The organism is Mesorhizobium sp. M0028 (genome assembly GCF_040323855.1).
Taxonomy (GTDB): domain Bacteria; phylum Pseudomonadota; class Alphaproteobacteria; order Rhizobiales; family Rhizobiaceae; genus Mesorhizobium.
Genome location: NZ_JAMYVG010000011.1, coordinates 122,150 through 147,176, shown reverse-complemented (window position 1 = coordinate 147,176; position 25,027 = coordinate 122,150). Strand labels below are relative to the sequence as shown.

The window sequence follows — 25,027 nt, the reverse complement described above, 5'->3', positions numbered from 1 at the left end:
GGAAACTTAATCAGGTTTCGGAGGTCCGTGCTGGAAGGAGTTGCGAATGAGACGGGTCGTAGTCACAGGTCTCGGCATCGTGTCGTCGATCGGCAACAATGCCAACGAGGTGCAGGCCTCCTTGCATGATGCCAGGTCCGGCATCAGCTTTTCCGACTCTTTCGCCGAGCATGGCTTCCGTTGCCGGGTGTGGGGAGCGCCGACGCTGGATCCGTCGGGAATGATCGACCGTCGCGCCATGCGCTTCCTGTCGCAAGGTGCTGCTTGGAACCATGTCGCGATGGACCAGGCGATCGCAGACGCCGGCCTCGACGAGACCGACATCACCAACGAGCGCACCGGCATCGTAATGGGCTCCGGCGGACCGTCGACCCGTGCAATCGTCGAAGCGGCCGAGACGACGATCAAAAACGGCAGCCCCAAGCGGATCGGCCCGTTCGCGGTGCCAAAAGCGATGTCGTCGACCGCTTCAGCGACGCTTGCCACTTGGTTCAAGATCCACGGCGTCAACTATTCGATCTCATCGGCCTGCTCGACGTCAGCGCATTGCATCGGCAATGGCTACGAGCTGATCCAGTGGGGGAAGCAGGACATCGTCTTCGCCGGCGGTCATGAGGATCTCGACTGGACGATGTCGGATCTGTTCGATGCCATGGGCGCCATGTCGTCCAAGTTCAACGACAGGGCATCAGTCGCCTCGCGCGCCTACGACGTCGATCGCGACGGTTTCGTCATTGCCGGCGGCGCCGGCGTGCTGATTCTTGAAGAGCTCGAGCATGCCAAGGCACGCGGCGCCAAGATCTATGCCGAGATCGTCGGCTATGGCGCCACCTCCGACGGCTACGACATGGTGGCGCCGTCGGGCGAAGGCGCGGCTCGCTGCATGAAGCAGGCGCTCGCAACGGTGTCCTCGCCGGTCGACTATATTAATACGCACGGCACTTCGACGCCGGTCGGCGACTCCAAGGAAATGGGCGCCATCCGCGAGGTGTTCGGCGAGAAGATGCCTTTCATCACGTCGACCAAATCGCTGACCGGTCATTCGCTGGGTGCGGCCGGCGTGCAGGAATCGATCTACTCGATCCTGATGATGCAAGGCGGCTTTATCGGCGAGAGCGCCCACATTGACAACCTCGATCCGGAATTCGAAGGCATGCCGATCGTGCGCAAGCGCATCGACGAAGCCAGGATCGACACCGTTTTGTCCAATTCGTTCGGTTTCGGTGGCACCAACGCTACGCTGATTTTCCAGCGCTATTCCGCATAAGGATTTGCCGACCATGGACGGATTGATGAAGGGCAAGCGCGGGCTTGTCATGGGCGTCGCCAACGATCATTCGATCGCCTGGGGCATCGCCCGCAAACTGTCCGAACATGGCGCGGATCTCGCCTTCACCTATCAGGGTGAGGCCTTCGGGCGCCGCGTCAAGCCGCTCGCCGAGAAACTGGGCGCATCGCTGGTGGTACCTTGCGACGTCGAGGACAGCGCATCGGTCGCCGCGACTTTCGAGACTTTGGGCAAGGCGTGGGGCGGGCTGGATTTCGTCGTCCATGCCATCGGCTTTTCCGACAAGAACGAGCTGAAAGGCCTCTACGCCGACACCAGCCGCGACAACTTCATCCGCACCATGGTGATCTCCTGCTACTCCTTCACCGAGGTCGCCCGTCACGCCGCCACGTTGATGAAGGATAGCGGTTCGATGATCACGCTGACCTATGCCGGTTCGGTCCGCGTCATGCCGAACTACAACGTCATGGGCGTCGCCAAGGCCGGGCTGGAGGCCAGCGTCCGCTATCTAGCCAACGACTACGGCCCGCGCGGCATCAGGGTGAACGGCATATCGGCTGGACCGGTGCGGACGCTTGCCGGCGCCGGGATTTCCGACGCACGCCACATGTTCTCCTACCAGCAGCGCAACTCGCCGCTACGCCGCACGGTGACAATCGACGAAGTCGGCGGCTCAGCGCTCTATCTGCTGTCCGATCTGTCCTCCGGCGTCACCGGCGAAATCCACTATGTCGATTCCGGCTATCACATCGTGTCCATGCCGACGCTTGACGAGTTGAAGCAAACCGACGGCGGGCGGGAATAGCGCGAGCGACGTGTCGCCGGCTTGCCCCGCAGCGTTTCAGCGTCGCGCCGAGAAGACCTTGAACATGCCGTCGCGGGCGAGCTCCGCATGGCTGGAGAAGGCGGCCGCCAGCACCGGTTCGTAGGGAAGCTGACGGTTCGCCACCATGAACAGCCGGCCGCCCGGCTTCAGCGCCTTGCCTGCCGCGCGGATCATGCCGGCACCGATTTCGGGCCCAGTCGCCCGGCTGCGGTGAAAGGGCGGGTTCATGGCGATCACATCGTAGCGGTGCTCGACCGGCTCGCTCAAAAGATCTATCCAGAAGAAACGTGGCTCCAGGCCTGTGTTGCCGACATTGACCTTCGCCGCCTCCAGCGCCTCGAAATCCGCTTCGTAAAGGTCAAGCGCCGATATGCCGGGTGAGCGGGCGGCGACTTCGGCGGCGACATAGCCCCAACCGGCACAGAAATCCGCAACGCTGCCACGCAGATCGTTGGGCAGATTTTCGACCAGCAGCTTCGATCCGGCATCGATCTTGTCGAACGAAAACATGCCTGGGGCCGTGCGGAAGCGGTCCTCGACCACCAAGTCCGGATTGGCGGCGCGAAGCGTTGCCGCGGCAACGGTATCGGCCGGCCGGCGAAACCAGAAGGCAATGCCGTGATGCTTCGGCAGGTGGCCTTCGGGCGGCACAAGGGCGCCGACATGCTTGCGCAGGCTGGCGATACCATCGTCCTTACCGCCGGCGACGACGATCAACCCGCCTGATGCCACGTGCTCGATCGCTTCTGCGACGCGCACCTCGTTTTGTCCGCGATGGCGGCCAGCGAGCACTAGCGCCGCGTCGAAAGCCTTGCCTTCCACTTGCGGCGTGACGGTGAAGCCGGACGCCTGCAAGGCGCGAAAATGCGGCCTGAAGCCTTGGACGAGATGAAGCTTGGCATCGAAGCCTTCGAGCAAGCGAAAGCCGGGCTCGGCACCGAGAAAAAGAATACGTTCATCCTTTCGCGGCAGGGAAACGGTCCCGGCCTCGAAAGGATGGAAAAGCGTCTTCAGCGGCTCGGCGGACATTCACCACTCTTGAACTGCAAGGCTGTTGTTGAAATGCAAACGGGCGCGACCTTCCGGCGCGCCCGCTTCGATTGCTTTATGCGTTCGACGGAACGCAACCCCGCTTAGGCGGCGTTTTCTTCGCCTTCGCTCTTCTTATCGCGGGCGATTTCCTTGCCGGTGGCCTGGTCGACGACCTTCATCGACAGGCGGACCTTGCCGCGCTCGTCGAAGCCCATCAGCTTGACCCAGACCTTGTCGCCTTCCTTGACCACATCGGAGGTCTTGGCGACGCGATCATTGGCGAGCTGCGAGATGTGGACGAGGCCGTCACGCGGACCGAAGAAGTTGACGAAAGCGCCGAAGTCGGCGGTCTTGACGACCGTGCCTTCGTAGATTTCACCGACTTCCGGCTCGGCGACGATGGTGTGGATCCACTTCTTCGCCGCCTCGATTTCCTTGGCGTTGGCCGAAGCGATCTTGACCGTGCCGTCATCCTCGATGTTGATCTTGGCGCCGGTCTTTTCGACGATCTCGCGGATGACCTTGCCGCCCGAGCCGATCACGTCGCGGATCTTGTCGGTCGGGATGTGCATGACCTCGATGCGCGGCGCGAACTCGCCGAGCTCGGCACGCGCGCCGGACAGCGCATGGGCCATTTCGCCGAGAATGTGCTGACGGCCATCCTTGGCCTGGTCGAGGGCGATCTTCATGATCTCTTCGGTGATGCCCTCGATCTTGATGTCCATCTGCAGCGAGGTGATGCCGTAGGCGGTGCCGGCAACCTTGAAATCCATGTCGCCGAGGTGGTCCTCGTCGCCGAGGATATCGGAGAGCACGGCGAAGCGCTCGCCTTCCTTGATCAGGCCCATCGCAATGCCGGCGACCGGCTTGGCCAGCGGCACACCGGCATCCATCAGCGCCAGCGAGGTGCCGCAGACGGTAGCCATCGAGGACGAGCCGTTGGACTCGGTGATCTCCGAAACGACGCGCAACGTATAGGGGAACTGGTCGGCGGTCGGCAGCATCGGCCGGATGGCGCGCCAGGCGAGCTTGCCGTGGCCGATTTCGCGGCGGCCGGGCGAACCCATACGGCCCGTTTCACCGACCGAATAGGGAGGGAAATTGTAGTGCAGGAGGAACTTCTCCTTGTACATGCCGGTCAGCGAATCGACATACTGCTCGTCCTCGCCGGTGCCGAGCGTGGCGACGACCAGCGCCTGGGTCTCGCCGCGAGTGAACAGCGCCGAGCCGTGTGTGCGCGGCAGGACGCCGACTTCCGAGACGATCTTGCGGACCGTCTTCAGGTCGCGGCCGTCGATGCGCGAGCCGGTGTCGAGGATGTTCCAGCGCACGACCTTGGCCTGGAGTTCCTTGAACACGGTGCCGATCTGTTCGGACGTGTATTTGGCCTCTTCGCCTTCTGCCGGCGCAAACGCGGCCTTGACCTTCGCCTTGACGGCGTCGACGGCGGCATAGCGCTTCTGCTTGTCGGTGATCTTGTAGGCATCGCGAAGCTCGCCTTCGACGATCTTGAGCATCTCGGCTTCAAGCGCGGAATAGTCCGGCGCGGTGAAATCGCGCGGGTCCTTGGCGGCGACTTCGGCCAGCTTGATGATCGCGTCGATCACCGGCTGGAAGCCCCTGTGGCCGAACATGACGGCGCCGAGCATCAGATCCTCGCCGAGTTCCTTGGCTTCGGACTCGACCATCAGCACGGCGTCGGCGGTGCCGGCGACGACCAGGTCGAGCTTCGATTCCTGCATCTCGTCGACATGCGGGTTGAGCACGTATTCGCCGTTAATGTAGCCAACGCGGGCGCCACCAACCGGGCCCATGAACGGCACGCCGGACAAGGTCAGTGCGGCGGAGGTGGCGACGATCGACAGGATGTCCGGATCATTTTCGAGATCGTGCTGGACGACGGTGACAACGATCTGGGTGTCGTTCTTGTAGCCTTCGGCGAAGAGCGGGCGGATCGGGCGGTCAATCAGGCGGGAAACCAGCGTTTCCTTCTCGCTCGGACGGCCTTCACGCTTGAAATAGCCACCCGGGATCTTGCCGGCGGCGTAAGTCTTTTCCTGGTAGTTGACCGTCAGGGGAAAGAAATCGAGGCCGGGCTTCGGCTCTTTCATCGAGACGACGGTGGCGAGAACCTTGGTTTCGCCATAGGTGGCCAGCACCGCGCCGTCAGCCTGACGTGCGATCTTGCCGGTTTCGAGAATGAGCGGACGGCCGCCCCATTCGATTTCCACTTTGTGGTAATTGAACATATCTTGTCCTTCGTATGCGGAAAGGGCCGCGCCGTTGCAGCGTGCGCGGATGCCCCTTTCCCTTGGCTTCCTTTCTCGGGCAGCCACGGGCAAGACAACGGGAAGCTCGGCTATTCGGCGCATTTGCCGCACGAGCGTCCTGCAATCCTGCCCCATGACCGTCCATGGGCGGTTTCGAGTGGCCCTCTGCTGTTTCGAAACCGGGTTGGCCAATCGATCCGACTGGCCTTGCGCGTGAACCCGAAAACCAGGTTTTCGGAAAGTATCCTGCGCAAATCTAAAACTTCAGAGCGTCCTTTGCGCATCCAAACCGGTGCGCGGCGCTCTGCTTTCTTCATTGGAGCCTTGGATGATCCGATGCTCCAATGCGCGACCGGCGGGCTCTCGAAAGAACCCGCCGGTCAATTCGTCAACGGCGCAGACCGAGCTTCTCGATCAGCGTCTGATAGCGCGCGTCGTCCTTGCGCTTGAGATAATCAAGCAGGCTGCGGCGCTGGGAAACGAGAGCGAGCAGGCCACGGCGGGAATGGTTATCCTTCTTGTGGTCCTTGAAATGATCGGTCAGGTTCTTGATGCGCTCGGAAAGGATGGCCACCTGGACTTCCGGAGACCCGGTATCGCCCTTGGCGGTTGCGAATTCGCCCATCAATTCCTTCTTGCGTTCGGCAGTAATCGACATCGTGTTTTTCCTTGTCTGTTTGAGGAAACGGGACGCCCTCAGCCGGGATGTCGTCCAGCAGGGGCCGGTGCAAGCAACGCGTCAAAGCGCGAAGCTGCGGCGCATATAGTGCAATTCCGACAAAAAGGCCAGCCCAATTCACAAGCCGGCTTTTTGCTGCATAAACGGGCACTTCCGCATGGTCAGAGCCATTTCTTCCATTTGAAGTATGCGTAGAGCCCGACCGCAACAATCGCCATGAAGACGAGCGACAGGGGATAGCCGTAATAGGCTTTCAGCTCCGGCATGTTCCAGGGCGAGGTGTCGGGGTCGAAATTCATACCCCATACGCCGACGAGAAAGGTGAGCGGCATGAAGATCACCGAGACGATGGTCAAATAGCTGATGACGTCGTTGGTGCGCGCCTGGCTGAGCGACAGGTGCATCTCGATCAGGCCGGTCAGCATATCGCGCTGGGTTTCGACCAGTTCGATCAATCGCAGCGAATGATCCAGCGTGTCGTTCAGGAATAATTTGGTTTCGGCCTTCACATAAGAGACGTCGTTGCGGATCATGGTCGCCAGCGCGTCGCGCATCGGCCAAAGCACGCCCTTCAGCACATTGGCGTCGCGCCGCAATTCGTGAAGCTGCCGCATCTGGTGCTTGTGCGCCTGGTTCAGCATCTGGTCCTCGATGCTGTCGACCAATTCGCCGGCAGCCTCGATCGGCGGGAAATAGCTGTCGACGATGGCGTCGATCAAAGCATAGGCGAGATAGTCGGCGCCGCGCGAGCGCAAGCGGTTGGGCACCGAGCTCGCGATCCGCTTGCGCACGGGATCGAACGGGTCGCCTTCGCGCTCCTGGAAGGTGACGACGAAGTTCTTGCCGAAGAAGACGGCGATCTGTTCGTAACGATGGGCGGTGACATCGTCGATCATCCTGACGACGACAAAGGCATGGTCCTCGAAGAAATCCACCTTGGGCCGCTGACCGGTGTTGACGACATCTTCCAGCGCCAGCGGATGCAGGTTGAAGATCCCGCCGATCTCCTCGATCAGCTGGATGTTGGCGAGGCCTGTGCAGTCGAGCCAGATGATCGGCCAATTGTGGCAATGGGTGTTGACGTCGTCGATGCTGGCATTGTCGATCGTCTTGAACTTCTCAGGCGAGATCAATGTCAGCCTGAGCTCGGAGCGGCGCGCCGCCGGGTCGGCGATCAGCGTGCCCGGCGAAGCCCCGACCGGTGGCCGCCGTGTTTTGAGCGCCGCTCGCTTGTTGACCGTGTCAGCCTTTGCCATGTGCCCCCTCGAGTGCAGCGTCGAACGGCACTACAGCACAGCGCATCCTTTCGGACGACAAACGACGCCGTAGCCCTGTTGATTTAGCGCATGATCCTTTCCCAAAATAGAATCCGGTTTGGAGATCATGCGCCGGGCGACAGCTGTTACCCGACAAAGACCCGCTTTGGCTTGAACATGCCTTGCTCGATGGCGCCGATGGCGACCAGCTTGCCGCGCGCGGTGGCGCAGGCCTCCTCAGCTTCTACCGGCGCGTCACGGCCGCGAATGATGACCGGATTGCCGAGGCGGATTTTGGTTGCCGCATCGTCGCTGATCGCAACCTGCGGCAAGCATTCGAGCGCCGCGGCGGTGTCGACCAGAAGTGCATCGATGGCACCGAAGTCGATCGGCGCGTCCGCTGCTTGCGAAGCGTCCTCGCTCTGTTCGCCGAAGCGGGCGGCCTCCAGCTCGGCCAAGGTGACGAAATCTCCCTGCGTGAACGGCTCGACCTCGACCCGCCGCAGCTCGGCGATGTGACCAAAACAGCCAAGGTCGCGCCCCATGTCGCGCGCCAGCGAGCGGACATAGGTGCCCTTGCCGCATTCGACCTCGAAGATGGTGCGATCGGCCATGTGCTCGACCAGGTCGAGCCGGCCGATCTCGACCTCGCGTGCCGGAATGTCGACCGTCTCGCCGTCGCGGGCAAGGTCGTAGGCGCGCTCGCCGGCGATCTTGATCGCTGAGAATTGCGGCGGTGTCTGCATGATCACGCCGGTATATTTCGAAAGCAGCGCCAGCACTTCGGATTCCGCCGGACGGAGGTCTGAGCTTTTGGTCGCCGCGCCTTCGAGGTCGTCGGTCGAACGCTCCTCGCCCCAGGCAACGGTGAAGCGGTAGACCTTGGCGCCGTCCTGGACGTAAGGCACGGTCTTGGTCGCCTCGCCAAGCGCGATCGGCAGCATGCCCGACGCCAGCGGGTCGAGCGTGCCGGCATGGCCGGCCTTTTCCGCCAGGAACAGCCATTTGATCTTGGAGACGGCTTCGGTCGAGCCCATGCCGACCGGCTTGTCCAGTACCAGCCAGCCCGAGATCGGCCGGCCCTTCTTCTTGCCGCGACGCGCCACTATTCGCTGTCCTTCCGGTCGTCTTTGTCTTTGTCTTTGTCGTCGGCGCTGAGATCGCGCGCCACTTCGGGCGAGTGCAGCAATTCGTTGATCTTCTGGAAATTATCGTAGCTGGTATCGAGCCGGAAGCGGAATTCCGGCATGTACTTCATCTGCCGCAGCGCGCCGGAGACGCGGCCGCGGACGAACTTGGCATGCTTGTTGAGCGCTTCGACCACCGCACCGGCATCCTTGGCGCCGAGCGGCGAGACGAAGGCGGTGGCGATCTTCAGATCGGGCGACATGCGCACTTCGGAGACCGAGACCACTGTGTTCTCGATCAGCGGATCGAGGATATCGCCGCGCTGCAAGGTTTCGGATAGCGCATGGCGCACCTGCTCTCCGACTCGCAGCATGCGCTGGGATGGGCCTGACGGGGTCGAACGGGGCATTTTCCTCGGTCCTGAAATCGTGAAGCGCGGGATGGGACCGCGCCACATGTCTCATATGGTTTGGGCGGCGGCCTTTCGACCACCGCCCGGTCTCAATAGATGCTCGAACTCAAGACGCTCGAACTCAGAGCGTCCTGGTTACCATCTCGACGCGGAAGCACTCGATGACGTCACCGACGCGCATGTCCTCGTAGTTCTGGAAGGCCATGCCGCATTCCTGACCGCCCGGAACTTCCGAAACCTCGTCCTTGAAGCGCTTCAGGGTCTTCAGCGTGCCTTCGTGGATGACGACGTTGTCGCGGATCAGGCGCACGCCCGCACCACGCTCGACCTTGCCTTCGGTGACACGGCAGCCGGCGATCTTGCCGACCTTGGTGATGTCGAAGATCTCGAGGATCTCGGCATTGCCGATGAAGGTCTCGCGACGCTCCGGTGATAGCAGGCCGGAGAGCGCCGCCTTAACGTCATCGACGAGATTGTAGATGATCGAATAGTAGCGGATCTCGATGCCTGCCGCAGCCGCGGCCGCACGCGCCTGCACATTGGCACGAACGTTGAAGCCGATGATCGCAGCCCCCGAGGTCTCCGCCAGCGACACGTCGCTTTCGGTGATGCCGCCGGCGCCCGCATGGACGATGCGGGCGCGCACCTCGTCGGTGCCGAGATTGTCGAGCGCCGCGTTGATCGCCTCGATCGAGCCCTGCACGTCGCCCTTGATGACCAGCGGGAATTCCTTCAATCCGCTGGTCTGCAATTGCGACATCATCTGTTCAAGCGAGCCGCGCTGGCCGGCATGCCTGGCCACCGCCTTCTCGCGCGCCAGACGTTGGCGATATTCGGTGATCTCGCGGGCGCGGGCTTCGTTGTTGACAACGGCGAAGCGGTCGCCGGCCAGCGGCGTACCTTGCAGACCGAGGACTTCCACCGGCATTGCCGGCGGCGCTTCCTTGACCTGATCGCCGCGATCGTTGACCAGCGCGCGCACCCGGCCCCACTCGTTGCCGGCGACGAGAATGTCGCCCGGCATCAGCGTGCCGGTCTGCACCAGCACGGTTGCGACTGGGCCGCGGCCCTTGTCGAGCTGGGCTTCGATGACAACGCCTTCGGCGGTGCGGTCCGGATTGGCCTTCAGGTCGAGGATTTCGGCCTGCAGCAGGATCGCTTCGAGCAACTTGTCGAGATTGATGCCCTTGGTCGCCGACACCTCGACATCCAGCACCTCGCCGCCCATGGATTCGACGAACACCTCATGGCGCAGCAGTTCCGAGCGCACCTTCTGCGGGTCGGCGTCGTGCTTGTCGATCTTGTTGATCGCCACGATGATCGGAACGCCGGCCGCCTTGGCGTGGTTGATCGATTCGATCGTCTGCGGCATCACGCTGTCGTCGGCCGCCACCACCAGGATGGCGATATCGGTCGCCTGGGCACCGCGGGCACGCATCGCCGTGAAGGCGGCGTGGCCGGGCGTGTCGATGAAGGTAATCTTGTTACCGTTCTTCTCGACCTGATAGGCGCCGATATGCTGCGTAATGCCACCGGCTTCGCCGGACACCACGTTGGCATTTCGGATGGCATCGAGCAACGAGGTCTTGCCGTGATCGACATGGCCCATGATGGTTACCACCGGCGGACGCGGCTGCAGGTCCTCGGGACGATCGGCGATGTTGAACAAGCCCTCTTCGATGTCGGACTCGGCGACGCGGCGGACCGTGTGGCCAAATTCGGTCGCGACGAGTTCGGCCGTGTCGGCGTCGATGACGTCGCCAGGCTTCAGGATCTGGCCCTGCTTCATGAAGAACTTGACCACGTCGACAGCGCGCTCGGACATGCGCTGCGCCAGCTCCTGGATGGTGATGGTTTCGGGCAGGATCACTTCACGCATGACTTTCTCGCGTGGCTCATTATGCAACGCGCGCTTGAATTTCTCCTGACGGCGGCGCATCGACGACAGCGAGCGGGCGCGCGCATCCTCGTCGGAAAGCGCCGAATTCAGCGTCAGCTTGCCGCGGCGGCGGTCTTCCTCGCCCTTGGTCGGTTTGGCCGGACGCGCCACTTCGGGCGTGACCAGACGGCGCACTGGTGCGCCGGCACCGGTCCGCTTCGGCTTGACCTCTTCCTCGTCATCGACTGTCGCCAGTTCGGCGGCCAGCGGCGCACGGCGGCGTGCCTCTTCCTCGGCACGGCGGCGGGATTCAGCCTCGGCTTGCAGCCGTGCCTCTTCCTCGGCCTGACGGCGAGCCGATTCCTCGCGCTCGCGGCGGCGGCGCTCCTCGTCCTCGCTGCGGCGCTTGGCCTCCTCGATGGCGCGTTGGCGATCCTCGACGTCACGGACCTTCGAGCCCTCGAGAGCGCGGCGGCGTGCTTCCATTTCCTGGCGCGACAACTCGTTCAGCACCATGCCGCCGCGTTCGACCGGCGGCGGAGGCGGCGGCGCCTTGGGGGCTTCCTGCACGGCAGGCGCTGCCGCGACCGGCTTCGGCGTGAAGACGGACACAGGCGCTGCCGCCGGCTCCGGCTTGTCGCCGGGCAGCGAGAACTTGCGCTTCTTGGTCTCGACAACCACCGATTTGGTGCGGCCGTGCGAGAAGTTCTGGCGCACCGTGCCCTGTTCCATACCGGGGCGCTTCAGCGTCAAGGTCTTCTTCGGCGTAACACTCAGCGTCTTGTCGTCGCCCGATTTCGTATCGCTCATTCCATATCCTCTGCGGCATCATCTTCGTCAGCAACGGCCGCAAGCATTGCCAGATCGTCCGGGGAACCGCCCCGATATCGGTCGAGCGCAACCATGCGCTTCTGGACCGCCCTGCCCGCGTCTCCCGCGAGAACGGCAGCATGTATCACATTTGTACCCCCCAATGCCAAGCTCAACTCGGCCTCGGAGAAAAGTTTGTAAGCGCGGATCGCAGGCCCGCCGAGGTGGACGGTTGCCCGTCGCGCCTGGCTTATCTTGCGGACGCCATCGTCGGAAGCCTCGGTCGCGTGGAGCACGAAAAGTGCAAGTCCGCCGCGCACGGCGCTCTCGACCTTAGTCGCTCCGAGCGCTATGGCGCCCGCCTTGCGGGCCAGGCCAAGCATGCCCAGAGCGGACCTGGAAAGCAGCGCGTCGACCATGCCGCCAAGATCGGCTGGCACGGTCACCTGCGCCTTAAAAGCACGGGCAAACAGGTTTTTCGCCGCTGCCTTGTCTATATGTAGGCGGTCGGCGGTCACCCAGCAACCGCGGCCGGGCAGGTTTCTCTTGATGTCCGGAACGACGGCCGAATCCGGGCCGACGACGAAACGGATCAGCTCATCCGGTTCGGCTTGCCTGCGGGTGACGATGCAGGTGCGATCGTTCATCTCGTCCAAGGGCGGGTTCGGTGCGATGCGGTTTCACCTCACGCACCGACGGTTTCGTCAGCCGGCACGCCCTCGGCGGCAAGCTCGTCTTCGGTGATCCAGCCAGCCTTCAGGCGAGCGGCCAAGACCATTTGCTCGGCATCGGCGCGCGACACGCCGTGGTTGGCGAGCACACCCGGGAATACCTTCGTCTCGCCGTCCTTGCGTTCCTTCCAGCCGGTCAGGTCGTCGGCGGCGTAGCCGGCGAAATCCTCGATCGTCTTCACGCCGTCCTCGCCGAGCGTCACCATCATGGCGGTGGTGATGCCGGGAATCTCGCGCAGCTCGTCCTCAACGCCGAGCGCCTTGCGCTTCTCGTCATGCTCGGCTTCGATCTTCTCCAGATATTCGCGGGCGCGGGTCTGGATCTCCGAAGCCGTGTCCTCGTCGAAGCCGTCGATCGACGCGATTTCGCCGGAATCGACATACGCGACCTCCTCGACGCTGGTGAAGCCTTCGGAAGCGAGCACCTGGCCGACCATCTCGTCGACGTCGAGGGCTTCCATGAACAGCGACGACCGTTCAACGAATTCCTTCTGGCGCCGTTCGCTCTCTTCCTGCTCGGTCAGGATGTCGATATCCCAGCCGGTGAGCTGCGAGGCAAGACGGACGTTCTGGCCGCGGCGACCGATGGCCAGCGACAGCTGGTCGTCGGGGACGACGACCTCGATGCGCTCGGCATCCTCGTCGAGCACGACCTTGGCGACTTCCGCCGGCTGCAATGCATTGACGATGAAGGACGCGGCCGAGGGCGACCACGGAATGATGTCGATCTTCTCGCCCTGCAATTCGCCGACGACCGCCTGGACGCGGCTGCCGCGCATGCCGACGCAGGCACCGACCGGATCGATGGAGCTGTCACGGGAGATGACAGCGATCTTGGCGCGCGAACCCGGATCGCGGGCGACCGACTTGATCTCGATGATACCGTCGTAGATTTCCGGCACTTCCATGGTGAACAGTTTCGCCATGAACTGCGGATGGGTGCGCGACAGGAATATCTGCGGGCCGCGTTGTTCGCGGCGCACGTCATAGACGTAGGCGCGGACGCGATCGCCATATTTATAGTTTTCGCGCGGGATCAGCTCGTCCCGGCGGATAATCGCCTCGCCGCGGCCGAGATCGACGATGACGTTGCCGTATTCGACACGCTTGACGGTGCCGTTGACGATCTCGCCGATACGGTCCTTGTACTCGTCATATTGCCGGTCGCGCTCGGCCTCGCGCACCTTCTGCACGATGACCTGCTTGGCCGACTGGGCGGCGATGCGGCCGAAATCCATCGGCGGCAGCTGTTCGGCGATGAAATCGCCGAGCTGGGCGTCCGGATTGCGCTCGCGCGCCGAGGAAATGGCAATCTGCGTCGCGTAGTCGTCGACCTTCTCGACCACTTCCATCAGCCGCTGCAGCTTCATCTCGCCGGTATTCGGATTGATATCGGCCCGGATATTGGTTTCCTGGCCGTAGCGCGAGCGCGCGGCCTTCTGGATCGCATCGGCCATAGCGGCGATGACGATCGACTTGTCGATCGACTTTTCACGCGCGACCGCATCGGCGATCTGCAGCAGTTCAAGCCTGTTGGCGCTTACAACCATCTTCTTTCTCCCGAGCTTGTTGCCGACCTTACGGCCGGCAGCCCAATCACATTTCCTGTTCGGTTTCGTCTTCCGCACCCTCTGGTGCGTCTTCGGGTTCGCCGCGGCGTTTTCTGGCTTCCTTGCGCGCCCGGTTATCCTTCGACAGCGCATCGCGGATAAGATCATCGGTCAGAACCAGCCGCGCTTCGGCAATCGCATCGTAGGGAATACGCACCGTCGGCTCCTCGCCGTAAGCGGCCTTGTCGCGCTCGATCAGCACACCGTCCGCGTCGCTTTCGGCGATCTTGCCCTTGAAACGCTTGCGGTCGGCGACGAGAACCGACGTTTCCATCTTCACCAGATGGCCGGTCCAGGCTGCAAAGTCCGATTTGCGGACCAGCGGCCTGTCGATGCCCGGCGACGACACTTCGAGATGATAAGCCTTCTCGATCGGATCATCGACATCGAGCGCCGGCGATACTGCCCGGCTGACCTCTTCACAATCCTCGACAGTCATCGTGCCGTCCTCGCGCTCGGCCATGATCTGCAGCGTCAGCCCGTTCTGGCCCGACAGATGCACACGTACCAAGCGGAAACCGATGGCGCGCAGTACCGGCTGAACGATCAGCGCGATGCGCGCATCGATGCCGCTTTCGCGGATGATGCGGTCGTCGCCTTCGCTTGCCGTCACTGTCATTCGGTCCCTGTCGTTCGATTCCTGCTTGGCCGGCAGGTAATAAAAAAGAGCGGGACCGGGTGGACCCACTCTTCGTCATACCGACCAAGAATTTGAAGCTGATATAGACGATCGTGGCCGTCGTTTCAAGCCCGTCGTGCATGACGGCAAGGCTCCGAGTCCGCAGCGCTGCGCCAAATGCATGGCGCCCATGCAGTAATCCTCCTTTGAGCACCGGCAACGCACGACTATCTATGTTGCATTGCACAATTGGAGCGCTCACTACGCTCGGAAGGATCCGATCATGAACAATCGTGGATTTTTTTCAGCCATAGGCGACTTTTTTAGCGTGTTTGGCAGCGCCGTAGCAGCGTCGCGTGCTGTGGAAAACGGTCGCAAGCCGCGTGCGAATGATCTGCGCAATCTGGGCATGGAGCCGGCAGCCTTCGATAAAATCCGCCGCTTCTAAGCCAAGTGAACAGGAGAGCCTTCGGCCGCTCAGCTCGGACTTCCTGCTATTTCCGCACAAAGGTGAGATAGGCGGGCCGTCGGCCCTCGCGAATGGCCTTGGCCTCATAGCGCGTCCCCGGCCAGCCATCATAGGGCCGACGCCAGTCGGCTGCTTCGTTTGCCTGCCACGTGAAGGCGCCATGCGCCCGGCAATGCAGCAGCGTCCAGTTCACATAGCTGTCGATGTCTGACGCAAAGTGGAACTTTCCGCCGTGCTTCAAGACGCGCGCGAAGCGGTCGAGATTGACCGGGCTGACGAAGCGCCGCTTCCAGTGCTTCTTCTTCGGCCACGGATCCGGGTAGAGAAGGTCGATGCCGTCAAGCGAAGCCTGCGGCAGCCAGTCAAGCAGGCGTGTGGCGTCGTCGTCATAGACGCGCAGATTAGCAAGCGGCCGCTCCCGGACCGCCATCATCATCTTGGCCATGCCGTTGACGAAAGGCTCGACGCCGATAAAGCCGGTCGCCTGGCTGGCCGTGGCACGGTGCAGAAGATGTTCGCCGCCGCCAAAACCGATTTCGAGCTGGACAGCGGAAACTTCGGCTTCGAAAAGGCTGCGCAGATCGGCCGGCGGTTCAACCGTCAGATCGAGCCTGTAGGCGGCGAAGCCGCTCTCCAGCGCCGCCGCCTGCTGCGGTCGGATGGTCTTGCCGCGCCGGCGACCGAAAAACGCCTCGGTCGCACGGCTTGGCCGGTCCTTCGGGTCCATAGGCGCCGTTGTTAGGCGGCGACTGCTTCGGCGACCGGTTCGGCGAGAGCGTCCTTGAGCGCCTTGGCGAGATCGGTCTTCTCCCAGGAGAAGGATCCGTCGCGGCCGGCCTTGCGGCCAAAATGGCCGTAGGACGACGTCTTGGCATAGATCGGCTTGTTGAGATCGAGGTGGCGGCGGATGCCGGACGGCGATAGGTCCATCACAGTGCGCAGTGCACGCTCGAGCTTTGCCTCGTCGACCTTGCCGGTGCCGTGGAGGTCGACGTAGATCGACAGCGGCTGGGCGACACCGATCGCATAGGAAAGCTGGATAGTGCAGCGATCGGCAAGCTTCGCGGCAACCACGTTCTTGGCGAGATAGCGCGCCGCATAGGCGGCCGAGCGGTCGACCTTGGTGGTGTCCTTGCCGGAGAAGGCGCCGCCGCCATGGGGCGCAGCCCCACCATAGGTGTCGACGATGATCTTGCGGCCGGTCAGGCCGGCGTCGCCGTCAGGTCCGCCGATGACGAACTTGCCAGTCGGGTTGATGTACCAATTGCAATTGTCGGCGATCTTCAGGTCGCCTAGTGCTTCGCGGATATAGGGCTCGACGACGTTGCGCACCTTCTTCGAATCCCACGTCTCATCGAGATGTTGGGTCGACAGCACGATCTGCGTCACTTCCGCCGCTTTGCCGTCGACATAGCGGACTGTCACCTGGCTCTTGGCATCCGGCCCGAGCCTGCCGGCATCACCGCTGCCCTCATGGCGCGCAGCGGCCAGCAATTCGAGGATCTTGTGGCTGTAATAGATCGGCGCCGGCATCAGGTCCGGCGTTTCGCGGCAGGCATAGCCAAACATGATGCCCTGATCGCCGGCTCCTTCCTCGCCTTGCCGGTCGGAAGCGTTGTCGACGCCTTGGCCGATATCCGGCGATTGGCCGTGCAGCAGGACCTCGATCTTGGCCGTCTTCCAGTGGAAGCCGGCCTGCTCGTAGCCGATTTCGCGGATTGCCTTGCGTGCGACCGACTTGAACTTGGCCGGGTTGACAATCGGATGGCCGGCCGCATCCTTCAGGACGTTGCCCTCCTTGTCCTTCTTGAGCAGCGTCTCGGGGACGCGCACTTCACCGGCGATGACAACGCGATTGGTCGTCGCGAGCGTCTCGCAGGCGACGCGGACTTTCCACGGGTCCATGCCGGTCTTTCTGGCCTCGCGGTAGACGAGATCGACAATCTCGTCGGAGATACGATCGCAGACCTTGTCGGGATGGCCCTCGGCAACGGATTCCGAGGTGAAGAAATAATTGTGCCGCGTCACGGGTGTCCCCTCTTGAAAAAATATCGGCAGGCCGCCGATTTTGGCGCGCCAGTTGTTAACGGTGCCGGGCGCCGCTCGTCAAGTCGTGCAGCCGTTCTAGCATGAATTTTGACGTTATATCTTTGCGTCCAGAAGACGGCGGCAGGGCGCATTACCCTCATCTCTTGCACTCACAGGCTGAAGAGAACGGTTTCGTGGAAGCATGTCGAGCAAAATCGATCCGCGCGTCGGCGCATCTGCGGAATGCACATCCCACGGTGCACTCAGCCACGAGAAATTGCATGCCCGGCTACGGCCAGTCAATCGACCTCGTCGACGGAGAGCGACTTCACAAGCTCGATGATCTTGCGACGCACTTTCACGTCGGCGATCTTGACGAAGGCGCGGTTCAGCTGGAGGCCTTCCGGGCTGCCGCAGAATTCGACGGCGGAGGTCATCGACGCATCCTCGGCAAATCCACGGTTGCCCACGGCCTCCTGACCGGGCGCATCCTCGAAAAAGAAGGCGACGGGAACGCCGAGTATCGAGGCGATTGCCTGCAAACGACTGGCGCCGACGCGATTGGTGCCTTTTTCGTACTTTTGGATCTGCTGGAACGTTATGCCGAGGTTTTCGCCCAGTTTTTCCTGACTCATTCCCAGCATATTGCGGCGAAGCCGGATGCGGCTTCCGACGTGGATGTCGATCGGATTCGGCTTTTTCTTGTTTTCTTCTGTCATTTTTTCCTCGCCGAATTTTTCCGGCTTTTTCTATTTTGCTGCCCAAACGACGCCGCGGCCCGTGCCCCAACAGAACGACCTTATCGACTTCGAGAATTTTCAGGCGCTTACAGTATGAGTTTCTAATGTGTCGGCTGTCAATTCGCCCGTAGCCTTTGCCTTACGTTCAAAATGCATGCCGCAACGGCAAGCAAAAACATGATCAGCATTCCGTTAATGCGTCGTTGGCCGGAGGAAACGATGGCTTGGTTGGAGATCGGCACACGCACATCGATGGCGCCGCGTGCGTCGATAGCCAGCGCGTCGACGATGCGTCCTCGCGGGTCGACAACGGCCGAAATGCCGTTATTGGCCGCGCGCAACAGGGGCACCCCATTCTCCACCGCCCGGATCTGCGCCTGCCTGAAGTGCTGGTACGGCCCTGGCGTGTCGCCGAACCAGGCGTCATTGGTGACGTTCACAATAAGCTCGGCTGACGTGGCGTCAACCGCGACCAGATCGGGAAAGATGACCTCATAGCAAATAAACGGCAGCGCCCGGATGCCGCCGGGCAGCGTGATCGGGTGCCGCTCATTGCCGGCCGCGAAGGTCATTGGGCCGGCGACAAGCTGCTCAAGCCCAAAGCGGCCGAGCAGATCGGCGAAAGGCAGGTATTCACCAAACGGTACCAGATGAACCTTGTCGACGGCATCGACGATTTCGCCCCTTTCGTCGATCGCCACGACCGAGTTGTAGTAACGGCTTCCGGTCGCCGAGCCGCCTTCCTCGCGAACGACGCCGGCGACCAGCATCTGGCCATCGCCGAGCATCTCTCCGATGGCAGGCAAGGCATCCGGACGTTCGGTGAACAGAAACGGCACGGAGGTCTCCGGCCACAGGATCAACTGCGGCCTGTCATGGCCGGGTTCCGGCGCTTTGGCCGAAAGCCCCATCATGGTGGCGAAGATGCGGTCACGCACCGAGGCATCCCATTTTTCCGTGAGGTCGACGGCAGGCTGCACGATACGGACGTCGAGGCTGCGGGCGGCCGGCTTTTCGGGGGCGGCGAGCCTGATATAGCCGAAGCCGGCATGGGCAACGACCAGAACGACAAGCAATGCCACGCCGAGGCGAAGATGCCGGCGCGCCGCAAGCAGGGCCGGCAGTGCAAAGACGAAGACTGCAAGCGCATTCATGCCGATCATGCCGGTCACCGACACGCTCTGCATCAGCAAAGGCACCGGCATCGCCGCATAGCCGACGGCATTCCAGGGAAAGCCGGTGAACAGGAAGCCGCGCAACCATTCCGCCAGCGCAAAGCCGAAGGCGAGCGCGGCGATGCGGCCGATGTCATTGCTCCACAACAGCCGGGCAACCACGGCGGCGAAGCCATAGAAGAAGGCCAGCGCGAGGGGGATGCCAACCACCGCGAACGGCAAGGCCCAGGCGAAGCTGTCGGCCTCGACCAGAAGCGCCGAGCCAACCCACCACAGACCGGCAAGAAAGTAGCCGAAACCGAACCACCAGCCGATGGCGAAAGCCGGCAGCAAGCGTCGCAGAAAACCGTCCGAGGCTTCGCCGGTCGCGCCATCGAGAAGCCACACCAGCAGCGGGAACGAAACGAAACAGACGGCGAAGAAATCGTAAGGCGCCTGAGCGAGAACCGCCAGCGCGCCGGCAAGAAACGCCACCAGCGCGCGCCGCCAGCCCCAAAGCAGAATTATCCGGCCGGCCTGGCGCTCCATCTATGCTTCCGAGTCGTGCGAATCAGGAAGCAAGATTTATCAGGCCGCGGCCTTGGCTCCAAACCGGATAAGAGCGAACAAGTCCGCTCATAGCTATCGATGCCAGCCTTCGATCTTCAGTCCGCCCAGCCGCTCAGCCTCTTCGCGTGGGACGGAGCGGACAGTCTGGGAAAAGGTCCAGACATGGCCTTCAGGATCGCGCGCCCTGTACTGCCGTTCACCGTAGTCGGCAGGCTCCTCGACGATCTCGGCTCCCGCCGCCCTTGCACGATCACAGTGGGCATCTATCCCGCATAGACCGACTGCGTGTTCTTGCCTGCAACTGAAGCCGGGCTGGCTATATGGTCGGCCCATTCGGAATCGATGATGATATAGCCGTCGCCGAACCGCATCTCGGAATGGACGAGCCTGCCATCGGTATCGCTGACCACCATGCTCGGCTCGAAGCCGAAAGCCTTTTCAAGCCATGTCAATGCGGCCCGCGGATCCTGGTAGAAGACGCCGGAGCCCAGTGTCGAGTGCTTGAACGGGTCCTCAATCGGCATCGGGCGAGCCGCGTCTTTCAAGCCTGCTCGGTGCGGGCGGCGCGGCGGCGGCGCTCGCCCTTCAGGGTTTCGACTATGCGCACGCGCTTGACGCGGCGTGGGTCGGCGTCGAGCACATGGAACTCGAAGCCGGGTATGGCCTGCACCACTTCGCCGCGCGCCGGCACCCGGCCAAGCGTGTTGAAGATCATGCCGCCGATCGTGTCGACATATTCGCCGTGCTCGCCGGCGGCGAAATCCTCGCCGATCATCTTGGCGACATCGTCGATCTCGGCCTTGCCGTCGACGATGAAGACGCCTTCGCCGGCCTGGGTGATCATCGGCTCGTCGTCGTCGTGCTCGTCCTCGATGTCGCCGACCACCATCTCGACGATATCCTCGAGCGAGACGAGGCCGTCGGTGCCGCCATATTCGTCGATGACCAGCGCCATCTGGGTGCGCGTCGTCTGCATCCGCCCCATCAGGTCGGAGGCGAGCATCGACGGCGGCACGAACAGCACCGGTCGGATCAGGTTGAGATCGCCGATGGTGCGCGCCAGATCGACCTGGGCGAGATCGAGAACCGTTGCGACCGCGGTTTTCCTGGTCGTCCTGCCCTTTCGGACGCGGGCGACCTTGGTGATGTGCGCCAGCACGTCGCGGATATGGACCATGCCGCGCGGGTCGTCGAGCGTCTCCGAATAGACCGGCATGCGGGAATGGCCGGACTGTTCGAAGAGCCCCAGAAGATCACCCAGCTTCGTGGTGATCTCGACCGCCTCGATGTCGGCGCGCGGCACCATGACGTCCTCGACGCGCACTTCGCGCAGACGCAGGATATTGTTGAGCATGGCGCGTTCGCCGGGCGAGAAGGATTCCGCATCGCTCGCCGTTTCGGCAAGCGCACCGGCAATCTCCTCGCGCAGGCTGGTGCCGTTGCGGTGCCTGAAAAGCCCGAGCACGCGATCGAACAGGGAAGGACCGGCAGGCGATGCCTCGCTGGCGAAGCTGCCGGTCGTGGTACTCGGACTCGAGCCCTCTTCCGTCGTTTCGGAAGGCTTGATCGCACTGCCGGCATCGGGGCGGGCGGCAGTCTCTGGTTTGTCGTTCATCATCGTCCGGTCAATTGATCTTTTGTAATTACGTGTAGGGATCGGGAATGGCAAGCCTCGCAAGTGCTGCGCGCTCTGTCGCTTCCATCAGTTCCGCTTCGGCGTCGGTTTCGTGATCGTAGCCCAGCAAATGCAGCAGGCCATGGATAACGAGATGGGAGATATGGTCCTCGACCGGCTTGTCTTCCAGTGCCGCCTCGCGCGCGACCGTCTCGGCGGCCAGCACGATGTCGCCAAGCATCGGCGGCAGCGGCCCGCCCCGGGCAAACGGAAAAGCCGGAAAAGACAGGACGTTGGTCGGCTTGTCCTTGCCGCGCCAGCCGGCATTGAGCGTGCGGATATGGGCATCGTCGGAAAAGAGGATGCTGAGCTCGGAACGCCCGTCCGCACCGGTTTCGGCAAAGGCGGCCGAGACGGCATGGTCGACCAGCCGCGTCAGCGTCGTCTCGGCGGGCCAATCTCCGGCCTCGATCGCGATATCGATCTCGACGGGAAGCGGCCCCCCCGCCTTTTGCTCCTCAGCCATGCGGCCGCATAATCATATCAGCCTTCGACACCCAAGCCCCTGGCCAGCTTGCCGTCGCGGTCGTAGGCCTTGACGATCTCGGCGACCAGCGGATGCCTGACGACGTCGCCTTCGTTGAAGCGGACCGTCACCATGCCGGTGACGCCGTCGAGGATTCTCAGCGCCTCGACCAGGCCGGACTTGGTGTTTGGCGGCAGATCGATCTGGGTCGGATCGCCGGTGACGATCATGCGCGAGTTCTCGCCGAGCCGGGTCAGGAACATCTTCATCTGCATGGGCGTGGTGTTCTGCGCCTCGTCGAGGATGACGGCAGCGTGCGCCAGCGTACGGCCGCGCATGAACGCCAGCGGCGCGATCTCGATGACCTCGGCGGCAATCGCCCGCTCGACCTTGTCGGCCGGCATCATGTCGTAGAGCGCGTCATAGAGCGGCCGCAGATAAGGATCGACCTTCTCCTTCATGTCACCCGGCAGAAAGCCAAGCCGTTCGCCGGCCTCGACCGCGGGGCGCGACAGCACGATGCGTTCGACCATGCCGCGTTCGAGCAGCATTGCCGCATGCGCCACCGCCAGATAGGTCTTTCCGGTGCCGGCCGGGCCGATGCCGAAGACGAGTTCCGACCGCTCCAGCGCGCGCATATAGGCGTCCTGGTTCAGCGAGCGGGCATAGATCGTCTTCTTGCGCGTCGATATCTGGGCGGCAGACACCTTGCCCTTGCGCTCCAGTGTCGGCAGCGTCAGTTGGTCGTCGGCGGCGATCGCCATGCGCACAGCGCCGTCGACATCGGACTGGCCGATATCGGTGCCTTTCTGCAGAATTCCGTAAAGATTGTCCAAGGCGCGGCGTGCCTGCTCGGCCGCCGAGGAAGAGCCTTTGATGGTCAATTGATTGCCGCGCGAGCGGATGTCGACGCCGAGCTTCTGCTCGAGTCTGGCCAGATTCTCGTCGAATTGGCCGTAAAGGGCGCTGGCAAGCTTGTTGTTGTCGAAAGTCAGTACGATGTGCGCCATATCCGAGGCCCCCGAGGGTAGGTTCTGGGGCAGGTTCTTCACTTCAGCAGCGCTCAACCGTCTCTCCTCATCTGCCGAGACCTTCAGGCCAATTCGGCGAACAGGCTGTTGTAGCCCGTCTTCGTGATTCGTACCTGGATAATGTCACCGATTTCGCCGGCCATTTCATCAACAATAACCGGCTGCAGCCAGGGCGAGCGGCCAACCTTCTGACCGGCCTGGCGGCCCGGCTTTTCGATCAGCGTGTCGATGGTCCTGCCGATCAGGCTTGCGCCGAAATCCTGCTGCTGTTTCAGCAGTAGCGCCTGCAGCCGCTGCAGGCGCTCGTCCTTGACGGCCTCCGGCACGTGATCACTCATCTCGGCGCCCGGCGTGCCGGGGCGCAGCGAATATTTGAACGAAAAGGCCGAGGCATAGTTGACGTCTTGGACCAACTGCATGGTCGCCTCGAAATCGGCTTCCGTCTCGCCGGGAAAGCCGACGATAAAATCGCCCGACAGCGCAATGTCGTTCCGTGCGGCACGGATGCGGTCGATCAACGTCAGATAGTCCTTGGCCATATGTCTGCGGTTCATCGCCTTGAGTATGCGGTCGGAGCCGGATTGCACCGGTAAATGTAGATAGGGCATCAGCGTAGGCAAATCACGATGGGCGGCGATCAATTCATCGTCCATGTCGCGCGGATGACTGGTTGTGTAACGCAGACGCGCCAGGCCCGGAATCTCGGCCAGCCTGAACAGCAGCCGGCCAAGGCCCCATTCTGCGCCGTTTTCACCTCTTCCATGCCAGGCATTGACGTTCTGGCCGAGCAGCGTCACCTCGCGCACGCCGGCATCCGCCAGGCGCTCGGCCTCGGCGACGATCTGTGCCACCGGCCGCGAGACTTCCGAGCCGCGTGTGTAGGGCACGACACAGAAGGTGCAGAACTTGTCGCAGCCTTCCTGAACGGTCAAGAACGCCGTCACGCCGCGCCTGATCAGTTCGGCGCGCTTCGGCTGCGGCAGATGCTCGAACTTGTCCTCGACGGCATAGTCGGTCTCGACGATCTTTTCGCCGCTCCGCGCCCTCGCCAGCACACCGGGCAGCCGGTGGTAGGTCTGCGGGCCGATGACCAGGTCGACGGCCGGCGAGCGGCGGATGATCTCGGCACCCTCGGCCTGCGCCACGCAGCCGGCGACGCCGACCAGCATTTCGCGCCCGGCCCTTGCACGCTCGGCCTTCAACTCACGGATGCGCCCAAGTTCGGAATAGACTTTTTCCGCCGCTTTCTCGCGGATGTGGCAGGTGTTGAGCAGCACCAGATCGGCCTCGCCGATAGCGTCTGTCGCGGCATAGCCGTCGGCCGCCAGCGCATCGGTCATGCGCTGCGAATCGTAGACGTTCATCTGGCAGCCATAGGTCTTGACGAAGACCTTTCTGGTCGCGGCAGGCAGAACGACTAGGTTTTCGGCGGCAGCGCCGATGTCGTCGCGTTCTATCGTGTTCAATTCCATTTCGCGGCTTCTAGCGCCTTTCCCTGACAAAAAACAGACGAATCTGGCCGGAACCTGCGCGGCTTACCGGCTTGGGCGCGGTTCGGCGAGAGCCGCCTGTACCATCTCGCGCACCTGGCGTTCCATCTGCTTTGCCGTTTCCTTGCGGCTGGAGCCCTTGGAGAAAGCAATCGCCTCGCCAAAATGCACCTCGACGTCGAGGGCGCCCTCGGCCATCAGCACCTTCAGATGCGGCATCAGCTCTTCATCGCCGATCCAGGCGGCAACCGGCCGATGCCGGCGGCCGAGCGGCACGCCATGCAGGCGCGTATAGACGATCGCCACCGGCTGGATGAAGACCTGTTCGGCCGCCCCTTCCGCAATCGCCATTGTAGCGGCGCCGAACAGCGTACTCTTGAACGGCAGGATCATGTTGCCGTCGCCGGTCGAGCCTTCGGCAAACAGCACCATGGCGTCGCCCTTGGCCATGCGGCCGGCGATCTCGCTCGCCTGGTCGCCCGACGAACGTTTGCGCTCACGTTCGATGAAGACAGTGCGCTGCAGCTTCGACAGCATGCCGATCAACGGCCAGCCGGCCATGTCGGCCCTGGCGATGAACGTCACGTCGACCATCGACCCCAGTACCATGATGTCGGTCCAGGAGATGTGGTTGGCGGCAATCAGCAATGGGCGCTGGCCGGACAGCGCCCCCTTGACATGGATGCGCAGCCCCAGCGCCCTGACGATCATCCTGTGCCAGATCTTCAGGATGAAGGTCTCGCGCCAGAGCCCGGTCCTCATCGACAGGACCTGCAGCGGCACAAGCACCAATGAGCCGACGACAACCAGCCCCAGCGCCAGGAAAATCCTGATTTTTCCGATCATCCGCACCACCCCGGCGTT

22 protein-coding genes and 1 pseudogene are annotated in these 25,027 nt (G+C 62.6%); 3 read left to right on the top strand and 20 right to left on the bottom strand.

What is annotated here, in order from left to right; genetic code table 11:
* Nucleotides 1-46 precede the first annotated feature (46 nt).
* Together fabB and fabI are read left to right on the top strand one after the other, a co-directional pair.
* Complete coding sequence (gene fabB / locus NKJ93_RS20840) at nt 47-1,267, top strand: beta-ketoacyl-ACP synthase I (RefSeq protein ID WP_023719554.1); 1,221 nt, start codon at nt 47-49, stop codon at nt 1,265-1,267.
* Between the two features lie 13 nt (nt 1,268-1,280).
* Nucleotides 1,281-2,093, top strand: a complete 813-nt coding sequence (fabI, locus tag NKJ93_RS20835) for an enoyl-ACP reductase FabI (RefSeq protein ID WP_023719555.1) — start codon at nt 1,281-1,283, stop codon at nt 2,091-2,093.
* A gap of 36 nt (nt 2,094-2,129) precedes the next feature.
* Here fabI and NKJ93_RS20830 read toward each other — a convergent pair whose 3' ends face one another.
* The 10 genes from NKJ93_RS20830 to rimP form a co-directional block, all read right to left on the bottom strand.
* Nucleotides 2,130-3,143: a class I SAM-dependent methyltransferase gene (locus NKJ93_RS20830; RefSeq protein ID WP_352590850.1), complete on the bottom strand. Its 1,014-nt coding sequence runs from the start codon at nt 3,141-3,143 to the stop codon at nt 2,130-2,132.
* Nucleotides 3,144-3,247: 104 nt separating this feature from the next.
* Entirely contained in the window at nt 3,248-5,395 is a 2,148-nt protein-coding gene (gene pnp / locus NKJ93_RS20825) for a polyribonucleotide nucleotidyltransferase (RefSeq protein WP_023719557.1), read from the bottom strand.
* Nucleotides 5,396-5,804: 409 nt separating this feature from the next.
* Entirely contained in the window at nt 5,805-6,116 is a 312-nt protein-coding gene (gene rpsO, locus NKJ93_RS20820) for a 30S ribosomal protein S15 (protein WP_280940423.1), read from the bottom strand.
* 140 nt (nt 6,117-6,256) lie between these two features.
* The gene (gene corA, locus NKJ93_RS20815; protein ID WP_023719558.1) at nt 6,257-7,351 is read right to left on the bottom strand and encodes a magnesium/cobalt transporter CorA; all 1,095 of its coding nucleotides are present in this window, start codon (nt 7,349-7,351) and stop codon (nt 6,257-6,259) included.
* 146 nt (nt 7,352-7,497) lie between these two features.
* Complete coding sequence (gene truB / locus NKJ93_RS20810; RefSeq protein ID WP_023719559.1) at nt 7,498-8,457, bottom strand: tRNA pseudouridine(55) synthase TruB; 960 nt, start codon at nt 8,455-8,457, stop codon at nt 7,498-7,500.
* Nucleotides 8,457-8,888 carry a 30S ribosome-binding factor RbfA gene (gene rbfA / locus NKJ93_RS20805; RefSeq protein ID WP_352493773.1) on the bottom strand — a complete coding sequence of 144 codons (432 nt, stop codon included), beginning with the start codon at nt 8,886-8,888 and terminating at the stop codon, nt 8,457-8,459. Before rbfA ends, truB begins: the two co-directional genes overlap by 1 nt.
* A gap of 124 nt (nt 8,889-9,012) precedes the next feature.
* Complete coding sequence (gene infB, locus NKJ93_RS20800; protein WP_023719561.1) at nt 9,013-11,580, bottom strand: translation initiation factor IF-2; 2,568 nt, start codon at nt 11,578-11,580, stop codon at nt 9,013-9,015.
* Nucleotides 11,577-12,227, bottom strand: a complete 651-nt coding sequence (locus NKJ93_RS20795; protein WP_023719562.1) for an RNA-binding protein — start codon at nt 12,225-12,227, stop codon at nt 11,577-11,579. Before NKJ93_RS20795 ends, infB begins: the two co-directional genes overlap by 4 nt.
* 38 nt (nt 12,228-12,265) lie before the next feature.
* Nucleotides 12,266-13,861 carry a transcription termination factor NusA gene (gene nusA, locus NKJ93_RS20790; RefSeq protein ID WP_352493772.1) on the bottom strand — a complete coding sequence of 532 codons (1,596 nt, stop codon included), beginning with the start codon at nt 13,859-13,861 and terminating at the stop codon, nt 12,266-12,268.
* A 46-nt stretch (nt 13,862-13,907) separates the two neighbouring features.
* Complete coding sequence (rimP, locus tag NKJ93_RS20785; protein WP_352590848.1) at nt 13,908-14,540, bottom strand: ribosome maturation factor RimP; 633 nt, start codon at nt 14,538-14,540, stop codon at nt 13,908-13,910.
* 283 nt (nt 14,541-14,823) lie between these two features.
* Here rimP and NKJ93_RS20780 point away from each other — a divergent pair, with 283 nt between their 5' ends.
* A complete protein-coding gene (locus tag NKJ93_RS20780; protein WP_023719565.1) occupies nt 14,824-14,988 on the top strand; it encodes a hypothetical protein in 165 nt (54 codons plus the stop codon).
* Nucleotides 14,989-15,034: 46 nt separating this feature from the next.
* Here the strand turns inward: NKJ93_RS20780 and trmB are convergent, their stop codons facing one another.
* The 10 genes and pseudogenes from trmB to olsA all read right to left on the bottom strand — a co-directional run bounded on the left by trmB (nt 15,035) and on the right by olsA (nt 25,009).
* Entirely contained in the window at nt 15,035-15,736 is a 702-nt protein-coding gene (gene trmB / locus NKJ93_RS20775) for a tRNA (guanine(46)-N(7))-methyltransferase TrmB (protein ID WP_352493771.1), read from the bottom strand.
* 11 nt (nt 15,737-15,747) lie between these two features.
* Complete coding sequence (gene metK / locus NKJ93_RS20770; protein WP_023719567.1) at nt 15,748-17,037, bottom strand: methionine adenosyltransferase; 1,290 nt, start codon at nt 17,035-17,037, stop codon at nt 15,748-15,750.
* Between the two features lie 299 nt (nt 17,038-17,336).
* Complete coding sequence (locus tag NKJ93_RS20765) at nt 17,337-17,756, bottom strand: helix-turn-helix domain-containing protein (RefSeq protein ID WP_023719568.1); 420 nt, start codon at nt 17,754-17,756, stop codon at nt 17,337-17,339.
* 137 nt (nt 17,757-17,893) lie between these two features.
* On the bottom strand, nt 17,894-19,480 hold the full coding sequence (lnt, locus tag NKJ93_RS20760; protein WP_352483239.1) for an apolipoprotein N-acyltransferase: 1,587 nt from the start codon (nt 19,478-19,480) through the stop codon (nt 17,894-17,896).
* Nucleotides 19,481-19,573: 93 nt separating this feature from the next.
* Nucleotides 19,574-20,025: pseudogene (locus NKJ93_RS20755) on the bottom strand (VOC family protein).
* Between the two features lie 17 nt (nt 20,026-20,042).
* A complete protein-coding gene (locus NKJ93_RS20750; protein WP_352483241.1) occupies nt 20,043-21,116 on the bottom strand; it encodes a hemolysin family protein in 1,074 nt (357 codons plus the stop codon).
* A 28-nt stretch (nt 21,117-21,144) separates the two neighbouring features.
* Nucleotides 21,145-21,642 carry an rRNA maturation RNase YbeY gene (gene ybeY / locus NKJ93_RS20745; protein ID WP_352483242.1) on the bottom strand — a complete coding sequence of 166 codons (498 nt, stop codon included), beginning with the start codon at nt 21,640-21,642 and terminating at the stop codon, nt 21,145-21,147.
* A 17-nt stretch (nt 21,643-21,659) separates the two neighbouring features.
* Nucleotides 21,660-22,652 carry a PhoH family protein gene (locus NKJ93_RS20740; RefSeq protein WP_023719573.1) on the bottom strand — a complete coding sequence of 331 codons (993 nt, stop codon included), beginning with the start codon at nt 22,650-22,652 and terminating at the stop codon, nt 21,660-21,662.
* A gap of 83 nt (nt 22,653-22,735) precedes the next feature.
* A complete protein-coding gene (miaB, locus tag NKJ93_RS20735) occupies nt 22,736-24,145 on the bottom strand; it encodes a tRNA (N6-isopentenyl adenosine(37)-C2)-methylthiotransferase MiaB (protein ID WP_352590845.1) in 1,410 nt (469 codons plus the stop codon).
* Nucleotides 24,146-24,208: 63 nt separating this feature from the next.
* A complete protein-coding gene (olsA, locus tag NKJ93_RS20730) occupies nt 24,209-25,009 on the bottom strand; it encodes a lyso-ornithine lipid O-acyltransferase (RefSeq protein WP_023719575.1) in 801 nt (266 codons plus the stop codon).
* Nucleotides 25,010-25,027: the final 18 nt, after the last annotated feature.